Here is a 10,013-nt window from a genome sequence, read left to right as displayed (position 1 = left end):
CATTCACACAGGCAAAAAAAGTCTTTTCATTCAGGTACATTTATGGCTCAAAAAATCCCCTTTGGCTCAAAGTGTTACCTCGCACACACTCTGTTACCTAAGACCTCGAAAGCGGGTAACAATCTGGGCCAGCACACCTCATAAAAATCCTTAAAAAACTCATAACTCATTGTTTTTAAATGACTTTAAATAGTTGGCACAGCACCTGCTTTAGTAAGATCATGAAGCGCAGCAAACAATAAAAATAACAAGCAAGGCACTTCACGCAGATGACAATAAAAATAACTTCCATCTGCAGCGGCAACTCTCGACAACAAAAATAACAAGAGAGGCGCCCCATCGGCTGTTTCGAATGACTGGTCTCGCTGATAAAAATAACAACAGGCGATACTGAATATTCAAAAGAGCGGATACCCAGTCCGAGTGTTGAGGGACACAAGAAGAATAAAAATAAGGGCCTCCCAGTAAAAGCCGCCATTGTGCGGCTTTTTTATTGCCTGTCGGACGGATTGATTTATCAATTGTTGCGGACACTGCTAAACTCCGCCCTTCGTTGCGAGTAACCAAACTGAGCATCAGTGAAGCGCCTAACCAATTTTATCAAAAACATCCTTCAGTCCGACGACGTTGTTGCCAACGCCGCGCCTTCCGCCAACCTGCGTATTATCAGCCGCGATGATCACAGCATCAGCCGTAGCCAGATCAGCGATGCGGCACTGAAGGTATTGTATCGACTGCATAACGCCGGTCACGAAGCCCTGCTGGTCGGCGGCGGTGTCCGAGACACTCTGCTCGGCCTCTCCCCCAAGGATTTTGACGTCGCGACCGACGCCACCCCGGAGCAAGTCAATCAGCTATTTCGTAATTCCCGCCTGATTGGACGCCGGTTCAAGCTGGTGCATGTGGTGTTCGGCCGGGAAGTGATCGAAGTTGCGACGTTCCGCGCACCACCGACCGATGAGCACTCCAGTAAAGTCGCCTCGACCGGCGATCAGGGCATGATTCTGCGGGATAACGTCTTCGGCAACCGTGAAGAAGACGCTTTGCGGCGCGACTTCACCGTCAATGCGCTGTATTACAACATTGCGGATTTCAGTGTCTATTCCTACGCCGGGGGCTGGGATGACTTGCAACATCGCCAGTTACGCCTGATCGGTGACCCGGAAACGCGCTACCGAGAAGATCCGGTGCGGATGCTGCGGGCGATCCGATTTATGGGGAAACTCGATTTTTCGCTGGAACCTGCCACCGCGGCACCGATCCCCATGCTGGCACCCTTGCTGGAACAAATACCGGCTGCGCGACTGTTTGATGAGTTGCTGAAACTGTTCCTGGCAGGCAAGGCACTGGTCACCCTGCAATTACTGCGTGAATACGGTTTGCTGGGGCATATTTTTCCGGCAACAGAACAGTGTCTGCAAGCCGAAGAACTGGCTCGTAACATTGCCGAAAACACCATGCGTAACACCGACTTGCGCATTCAGGCAGGTAAATCCGTCACGCCGTATTTTTTCCTTGCCGCGCTGCTTTGGCCAGCACTGGTCAGAATGCAAAAGGAATTTGAAGATTCCGGACTGGCACCACACCCGGCGTTACAAAAAGCCGCCGACCGGATTCTGTCCCAGCAAATTCGCCACACAGCTATTCCCAAGCGTTTCTCTATTCCGATGCGCGAAATCTGGGAACTGCAGTTACGTCTGCCCAAAATTCAAAGCCGCAAGGCCAAAGAACTGCTGGAACACCCGCGTTTCCGCGCAGCTTATGATTTTCTGCTGCTGCGTGAACAGTCTGGTGAAGACCTGCAAGGCGTGGGTGACTGGTGGACTGACTTGCAAAAGCGTGAAGGCGTGCCCGACTCGTCACGCCAGGCCTATCGGGATGACCCCCCACGTAAACGCCGTCGTCGCAGTAACGCTCCCCGCCGTCCATGACAGCGGTCACTTGCTATCTGGGGCTGGGTGCTAATCTTGACCAGCCCGATCAGCAACTGCGGCAGGCACTGCTTGCTCTGAACAGCACCCCTGGTATCAAACTGACCGGCTGGTCGTCATTTTACCGCAGCAAGCCAGTAGGGCCGCAAGACCAACCGGATTATGTCAATGCGGTTGCCCAAATAAGCACTACCCTCGCACCACTGGACTTGCTCGATCAGTTACAAGCCATCGAACAACATCAGGGCCGTGTACGATTACGGCGCTGGGGTGAGCGCACTCTGGATCTCGATCTTCTGCTGTACGCCAATCAGCCAATCCAACACCCACGCCTGACGGTTCCCCATGTCGAAATGTGCAACCGCCTGTTTGTTATTCAGCCGTTGGCCGAGCTGGTTCCTGATTGTCATCTTCCTGATGGCACTCCCGTCCATGCGATATTAAGTACACTGGCCGGACAAGACGAACTCATAACCATCCCCACACCAACACGTCTGGAGCTGCTGCCGCAAGCCCCTGCGGTGGACTCCTGATTATGTATTCCTGGACGACCCTTGAGTAGCCTACCCGTCAAAAAATGTGCAGCAGGATCGAGTCACCCTTGCCTGCCAACGAAAATTGTTCGGGCAATATTGACTTATGCTCACCAATCCGCACCATTAGCGACCTGAAAGTGGCTTGTCCACACGGGAGTAGCAGATGAATCCAGTAACAATTCGCTCACTACAGGCGTACAAGTCACAGCAACAGACGTTTGCTGTGATAACCGCCTACGACGCGACCCTCGCACAACTGGCCGCCGATGCAGGCATTGAAGCTCTGCTGGTCGGGGACTCCCTTGGCATGGTATTGCAAGGGCAAGACAGCACCCTGCCAGTCACTCTGGCTGATATGGTTTATCACACCCGCTGCGTGGCCAATGGCAACCGCCGGGCACAACGCCCGGCGCTGATCATGACCGACCTGCCATTTATGAGCTATGGCACCCTGGAGCAAGGACTGGCTAGCGCCCGAGAGGTGATGCAGGCCGGTGCGCATATGGTCAAAGTGGAAGGTGACCGATGGCTGGTGCCGCTGGTAACCAGCCTGGCGCAACAGGGCGTTCCAGTCTGTGCTCATTTGGGACTGACCCCACAATCGGTCAACAAGCTCGGAGGTTATCGAGTACAGGGCCGTGATCAGTCCCATGCTGACACCATGGTGGATGCAGCGGTGGCGCTGGTCGAGGCCGGTGCTGACATGATTCTGCTGGAATGCGTTCCTGCTGATCTGGGCCAACGTATCACCGCCGCCGTGACGGTACCGGTTATCGGTATTGGTGCCGGTGCCGCAACCGATTCCCAGGTTCTGGTGATGCACGACATGCTGGGGCTGAACCCCAACCATGTGCCGAAATTTGTCAAAAACTTTGCCACTTCAGGGCGTACCGTGAATGAAGCTCTGGCGGCCTACAATGACGAAGTCAAGGCACGTACTTTCCCCGGCCCGGAACACGAGTTCGCCTGATGCCCAGTACTTCAATGATCACCGTACATACCGTTACCGCCCTGCGCGAGCAGGTACGGGCCGCCAAGGCGTCAGGCCGCAAGATTGGCTTTGTGCCCACCATGGGCAACCTGCACCGGGGTCATATCAGCCTGATTGACGCCGCCCGCGACCGTGGCTGTTTTGTCGTCGCCAGCATTTTTGTCAATCCATTACAGTTCAACGACCCCGCCGATCTGGAACGTTATCCGCGCACTCTGGAAGCAGATCGTCAGCAACTGGTCGATGCCCGTTGCGATCTGCTGTTTGCTCCGAATGTGGTCGAGATGTATCCACAAGGGCAGACGCTTCACACCAGCGTGCAGGTTCCTGGCGTATCTGCCGGGTTATGCGGCGGCAGTCGTCCTGGCCACTTTGATGGTGTCGCAACGGTAGTGGCCAAACTTTTTAATATGGTCCAACCCGATCTGGCCTTTTTTGGCGAGAAAGATTTCCAGCAGGTTGCGGTGATTCGCAAGATGATCAATGACCTGAACATGCCCGTCGCACTGGTGCCCGTGCCCACCGCCAGAGCCGACGACGGCCTCGCCCTGAGTTCACGGAACGGCTACCTGAGCGATGCAGAACGACAGGCTGCGCCAGCGCTTTACCGCACCCTGACACGGATTGCACAGGGCCTGCAGGCGGGCGAAGCATTACCCACCTTGCTGGCCAATGCCGACGATGAACTGCAGCAATACGGCTTCACCAAAGACTATATCGAGATCCGTCATGCCGACACATTGGCGGAACTCGACACCACCGAGCTGACCAAAACGGCCAGAATTGTCATTCTGGCAGCAGCGCTACTCGGTAAGGCCCGACTTATCGATAATATTTTGGTGTCGTTGAATACAGATTTTGATTAGGGCATACTCTCGCCCCCTTCCGTTGGTCGTATAATTATTGTTCGATCAGACGAGGGAAATCCCCGGTATCGGCGTCTTGATGAGTACGCCGAACCGCAGTACAAACAAGGGGTTACCATGCAATCCATTATGCTGAAAGCCAAACTTCATCAGGCTCGTGTTACACACTCCGTGCTTGATTATGAAGGTTCTTGCGCCATCGACGGTTCACTGTTGGATCTCGCGGGTATGCGTGAATTTGAACAGATCCAGATCTACAACATCGACAACGGAAACCGTTTCACCACCTATATCATCCGCGCCGAAGACGGCTCTGGCATGATTTCGGTCAATGGTGCAGCGGCCCGCCTTGCCGGTGTTGGCGACCGGATCATCATCTGTGCCTTTGGCAATTACGATGAAAGTGAACTGGCAACGTTCAAACCCAAAATGGTGTACATCAACGCCGATAACACCGTCAGTCATACCAGCTTCGATATTCCTGTACAGGTTGCCTGACCTGTCCGGCCACCACCCCGTGGTGGCCGATTCTTCCCCTATCCCTATCCGCCCAGATCACTCACAAAACGGACAATCCTAACTTTTGCTGACGGTGAACCGGTTCCGTATACTGCCTGCCGACCATACGGATATTGAAGGAAGCGTTATGACCCTGGCCAGTAGCCTGACCCAGTCTGAAAGCTGGAAAACTCTGGAACGCCACTACGGCGAGATTAAAGATCAGCACATGCTCGATTGGTTTGCTACTGACCCCAATCGTTTCGAAGATTTTCATCTCAGCGCTGCAGGCCTGAGTCTCGACTTTTCCAAAAACCGCGCCACCCGCGACACCCTGCACTACCTGCTGCAACTGGCCAACGAACGCGAGCTGCCTGCCCAGATCAACGCCATGTTCGAAGGCGAAGCGATTAACCGCAGTGAAAACCGTCCGGCATTACACACCGCGTTACGGAATTTCAGCGACCGCCAGATCATGGTCGACGGCAGCGACATCATGCCGGAGATTCGCGATACCGTGCATCGGATGGAAGAGTTCTGCTGGAAGATTCGTCGTAATCAATGGCGCGGCTACAACAATGCGCCGTTCACCGATGTCGTCTCGATTGGTATTGGTGGCTCCTTTCTGGGGCCAAAGCTGGCATCCAGTGCGCTCAAGCCCTACTGGGACAGCGGCCTGAACGTGCATTACCTGGCCAACATTGATGGCACTCACATTACCGAGATTCTCAAACGCCTGAATCCGGCCACCACGCTGTTTATCATCCAGTCGAAATCCTTTGGCACCCAGGAAACCCTGAAAAACGCCCTTGCTTGCCGTCAATGGTTCCTCAGCAACGGTGGCTGCGAAGAATATCTGGCCAAACACTTTACGGCAGTCTCTTCCAACGTTGAAAAAGCCGTGGAATTCGGCATTGCCGAAGAAAATATTTTCCCGATGTGGGACTGGGTTGGCGGTCGCTACTCACTCTGGTCGGCCATTGGTCTGCCACTGGCGCTGGCCATTGGTATCGACAACTTCCGCGACATGCTGCGCGGTGCCCACCAGATGGATGAACACTTCCGCACCGCACCACTGGCGCAAAACATGCCGGTGATCATGGCCTTGCTGGGTGTCTGGTACGTCAACTTTTTTGGCGTCAATTCCCACGCCATCTTGCCGTACGACCACTATTTGCGCAGCCTGCCTGCGCATCTGCAGCAACTCGACATGGAAAGTAATGGCAAATCCGTCACCCTCGACGGTCGCCGGGTCGACTACCACACCGGCCCGGTCATCTGGGGCGGTGTAGGTACCAACGGCCAACACGCCTTCCACCAGCTGCTGCATCAAGGCACCCATTTCTCCCCTTGCGACTTCATCATGCCGATGTGCAGTCACAACCCGATCGATAACTTCCATGCGATGCTGGTCTCCAACTGTCTTAGCCAGAGCCAGGCGTTACTGCAAGGCAAAACCGAACAGCAAGCCATCGACGAACTGATCGCCGACGGCAAGAGCGAAGCAGAAGCCATGGTACTGGCACGCCAGAAAGTCATTACCGGCAACCGCCCAAGCAACACACTCTACTTCCCCAAGGCCAAACCCCAAACCGTCGGTGCCCTGATTGCACTTTACGAGCACAAGGTTGCTGCCCAGGGCATGATCTGGGGCGTTAACTCCTTTGATCAGTGGGGCGTTGAACTGGGCAAAAAATTGGGTAACAAAGTGCTGGAGGCGCTGGAGTCCGATCGTATTCCAGACGCGTTTGATGGCTCCACCAATGGCCTGATTCGCGCCTTCCACGCCATGCAGTCGAAACTCTGATCGAGTGCAGCGCCATGCACTGTCATGGCGCTGCGATCCTTCCTTCCCCGATATTCAAGCAACCTCTGTGGCGACAGCCACGACGGTTAACGCTAAACTGTGCGGGTTTATGTCTTCCACGACAGCTTGCCCAAGCCAGCTGAGCGTCCATATCGGAATACCCAAAGCCTATGTCACAACACTCACAGGTGATCGCCATCGAATGGCGGCAACAAACGCTGCAGTTACTCGATCAACGTATTCTTCCCCATCAGCAGCAGATGATTGAATGCCAGACCGCCGCAGAAACGGCCAACGCCATTCGCGAGATGGTGGTTCGGGGCGCCCCGGCGATCGGCATTACGGCCGCTTATGGTATTGCGCTGGATGCCTTGGCAGGTCGCGATCTGGAAGCCGCTTACAAAGTCTTGGCCGAGTCCCGCCCAACCGCTGTTAACCTGTTCTGGGCACTGGAACGGATGGCCGCACTAGGCACCAGCGACGGCGAACAGCTGCTGGCCGAAGCCCGGCGTATTCACGCTGAAGACATTGCCCACAATCTCGCCATGGGCCAATTCGGGGCCGAGCTATTGGGCAACAATGCAACGGTATACACCCACTGCAATACCGGCGCGCTGGCGACCGGAGGCCACGGCACCGCACTGGGCATCATTCGCAGCGCCTGGGCCGGCGGCAAAATCAAGCATGTGTACGCCGGTGAAACCCGTCCCTGGTTACAGGGGGCCAGGTTGACTGCCTGGGAATTGATGCAAGATAATATCCCGGTGTCGCTGGTGTGTGATGGTGCTGCCGCACAACTGTTCCGCGCCGAAAAACCAGAATGGGTCATTGTCGGTGCCGACCGAATTACCGCCAACGGCGATGTCGCCAATAAAATTGGTACTTACAGTCTGGCGGTATTGGCCAGACATCACGGTATGAAGTTTATGGTTGCTGCGCCCAGCACCACGTTTGACCTGAGCCTGAATTCCGGCAACGATATTCCGATTGAACAGCGCCCGATGAGCGAAGTAACCAGCCTGCAAGGCATTCAGATTGCCCCGCAAAAATGCCAGGCCATTAACCCGTCATTCGACGTGACGCCCGCTGAGCTGATCGACGCCATCGTCACCGAACGGGGCGTGATCCATCAGCCGTCTGTCGCCACGGTTGCCGCGCTGCTGGACAGCCACTGACGTTAACGGGAGATAGCATGGCACTCGCTTTCGATTCCACGGCTTTCGATACAGCGGCATTGCAGTCCGCCGCTGCCGATCTCTGTCGCTACGGCAAACAACTGTACGACCGCGATTGGTCTCCAGCCACCAGCTCTAACTACTCGGTTCGCCTCAACGAGCACTGCTGCGCGTTGACCAGTTCTGGCAAACACAAAGGCGAACTGACCCCGGCAGATATCCTCGTGGTGAACTGGCAAGGCGAACCACTGACACCCGGAAAACCCAGTGCCGAAACCCGGTTGCACACGCAGCTGTACGCCCGCGACCCGGCCATTGGCGCGGTGTTGCACACGCACTCCAAAGCCGCAGTGGTGTTATCGCAGATTCACCCGAACAGTGAACTGATACTTGAAGGCTGGGAGCTGTTGAAAGCCTTTGCTGGCCAAACCAGCCACGACTGCCAGATGGTCATTGCTGTTTTCGACAATGATCAGGACATCACCCGACTGGCCAACCAGGTTGAACAGCGCATGCAAACCCGCCAGCAGGGACATGCTTATCTGATTCGAGGCCACGGAGTGTATACCTGGGGCCGGGATTTGGCCGAATGCATGCGTCATCTGGAAGCACTTGAACACCTGTTCGACTACCAACTGGAACTCAAACGACTGGGGCAGCAATGAAACGTCCACCGACGCCAAGGTACATCACCCGTCAAAGTCTGACGCGCAAAGACCTCCGTACCTGGAACAAGGGCAAACCCGTACGCTCGCGCCGCAGCGGTTATATGCGTGCCGAACTGGATATGATGAAGGAGGAAGCCATGAGCATCTTGCGCATTTACCCCCAACAAGAAACCACCCAACTGCTGTTTACCACCGACACGCACGATCATATTCGTGCACGACTGCAGCAAGTCGGCGTCCGTTTTGAGCAATGGCACACCGATACCCAACTGACCCCCGGAGCCAGCCAGGAAGATGTTATCGCAGCCTACGCCGCCGATATCGACCGCCTGATCAATGAAGAAGGTTACCAGACAGTCGACGTTGTCAGCCTCAACGCAGACAATCCGAAAAAAGATGAACTGCGCCAGATTTTCCTCAGCGAACACCGTCACAGCGAAGACGAAGTGCGGTTTTTTGTTGCCGGGGAGGGCCTGTTCAGCCTGCACATAGACGACAAGGTTTACGAAGTCCTGTGCCAGCAAGGCGATTTGATCAGCGTACCGGCCAATACCCCGCACTGGTTTGATATGGGCCCGAATCCCGGATTTATCGCCATTCGACTGTTTAATAACCCGGCAGGCTGGGTTGCCAACTACACCGGCGACACCATTGCCGAGCGCTTTAATCGACTGGAAAACGGATCATGACAGTCAAAGTCATACTGACCGACATTGAAGGCACCACCTCCTCCATTGCCTTTGTAAAGGACGTGTTGTTTCCCTACGCCGCCAGTCACCTGGCCGGTTATGTACGTGCCAATCGCAACGCCCCCCTGGTGCAGCAACAACTGCAAGCAACGGCACAACTGCTGGAAGAAGAATCTCCCGGCAGTGAAGCAACCGCAGCGGATACCGATGCCCTGATCAATACACTGCTGGAATGGATTGCCGCAGACCGCAAGGCAACGCCGTTAAAAGTCCTGCAAGGACTGATCTGGGAAACAGGCTACAAAAACGGCGACTATGCCGCCCATATGTACCCGGATGCCACTGCCAACCTGCGGCAATGGCACGCCGACGGCATACCCTTGTATGTGTATTCATCCGGTTCGGTAAAGGCCCAGCAACTGTTTTTTGGTTACAGCCAGGATGGCAACCTGTTGCCATTATTCAGTGGCCATTTCGATACCCAATCCGGGGCCAAACAGGCAGCGGATTCCTACCGCAATATAGTGCAGCAACTACAAACCCAACATGTTGGTCTGCTAGCCGCAGACGTGCTGTTCCTGTCGGATATCGAAGCCGAACTGGATGCTGCCCGTGAAGCCGGACTGCAAACCTGCTGGCTGATCAGGGATGGAAAAATTCCTCAAGCATCCGCTCACACCGCCGTGCCCTCTTTTGATTTTGTGCAGCCGCTCTGAAGGCATCAACCTGACAGGCAAGCCTCTGTAAGGCTGCCTGTCACACGGACTTCACAGACCGGTGATCAGATAACAGGGCTTGTTATTTGCCTGACACTCCGTCTGACACCATCGTCCAAATTCAGGGCTATATAAG

At 55.1% G+C, this 10,013-nt stretch carries 10 protein-coding genes; all 10 read left to right on the top strand.

Annotated elements, in window-relative coordinates; translation table 11 throughout:
• Positions 1-599 precede the first annotated feature (599 nt).
• The 10 genes from pcnB (at position 600) to mtnC (ending at position 9,877) form a co-directional block, all read left to right on the top strand.
• A complete protein-coding gene (pcnB, locus tag WG929_RS00205; RefSeq protein WP_369858077.1) occupies positions 600-1,931 on the top strand; it encodes a polynucleotide adenylyltransferase PcnB in 1,332 nt (443 codons plus the stop codon).
• On the top strand, positions 1,928-2,464 hold the full coding sequence (gene folK / locus WG929_RS00200) for a 2-amino-4-hydroxy-6-hydroxymethyldihydropteridine diphosphokinase (protein ID WP_369855299.1): 537 nt from the start codon (positions 1,928-1,930) through the stop codon (positions 2,462-2,464). The genes pcnB and folK overlap by 4 nt, the downstream gene beginning before the upstream one ends.
• A 166-nt stretch (positions 2,465-2,630) precedes the next feature.
• Positions 2,631-3,437: a 3-methyl-2-oxobutanoate hydroxymethyltransferase gene (gene panB, locus WG929_RS00195; RefSeq protein WP_369855300.1), complete on the top strand. Its 807-nt coding sequence runs from the start codon at positions 2,631-2,633 to the stop codon at positions 3,435-3,437.
• Positions 3,437-4,324: a pantoate--beta-alanine ligase gene (gene panC, locus WG929_RS00190; RefSeq protein ID WP_416204394.1), complete on the top strand. Its 888-nt coding sequence runs from the start codon at positions 3,437-3,439 to the stop codon at positions 4,322-4,324. Before panB ends, panC begins: the two co-directional genes overlap by 1 nt.
• A 117-nt stretch (positions 4,325-4,441) precedes the next feature.
• Positions 4,442-4,822: an aspartate 1-decarboxylase gene (panD, locus tag WG929_RS00185; RefSeq protein ID WP_416204393.1), complete on the top strand. Its 381-nt coding sequence runs from the start codon at positions 4,442-4,444 to the stop codon at positions 4,820-4,822.
• A 148-nt stretch (positions 4,823-4,970) separates the two neighbouring features.
• The gene (gene pgi / locus WG929_RS00180; RefSeq protein ID WP_369855303.1) at positions 4,971-6,629 is read left to right on the top strand and encodes a glucose-6-phosphate isomerase; all 1,659 of its coding nucleotides are present in this window, start codon (positions 4,971-4,973) and stop codon (positions 6,627-6,629) included.
• A gap of 170 nt (positions 6,630-6,799) precedes the next feature.
• Complete coding sequence (gene mtnA, locus WG929_RS00175; RefSeq protein WP_416204392.1) at positions 6,800-7,804, top strand: S-methyl-5-thioribose-1-phosphate isomerase; 1,005 nt, start codon at positions 6,800-6,802, stop codon at positions 7,802-7,804.
• A gap of 17 nt (positions 7,805-7,821) precedes the next feature.
• Entirely contained in the window at positions 7,822-8,469 is a 648-nt protein-coding gene (locus WG929_RS00170) for a methylthioribulose 1-phosphate dehydratase (RefSeq protein ID WP_369855305.1), read from the top strand.
• A gap of 140 nt (positions 8,470-8,609) precedes the next feature.
• Positions 8,610-9,161, top strand: a complete 552-nt coding sequence (locus tag WG929_RS00165; RefSeq protein WP_369858078.1) for a 1,2-dihydroxy-3-keto-5-methylthiopentene dioxygenase — start codon at positions 8,610-8,612, stop codon at positions 9,159-9,161.
• The gene (gene mtnC / locus WG929_RS00160; RefSeq protein WP_416204391.1) at positions 9,158-9,877 is read left to right on the top strand and encodes an acireductone synthase; all 720 of its coding nucleotides are present in this window, start codon (positions 9,158-9,160) and stop codon (positions 9,875-9,877) included. The genes WG929_RS00165 and mtnC overlap by 4 nt, the downstream gene beginning before the upstream one ends.
• Positions 9,878-10,013 lie beyond the last annotated feature (136 nt).

The sequence above is a fragment of the Oceanobacter antarcticus genome (genome assembly GCF_044962685.1).
Classification (GTDB): domain Bacteria; phylum Pseudomonadota; class Gammaproteobacteria; order Pseudomonadales; family Oceanobacteraceae; genus Oceanobacter; species Oceanobacter antarcticus.
This window is presented reverse-complemented; position numbering and strand designations above follow the sequence as displayed.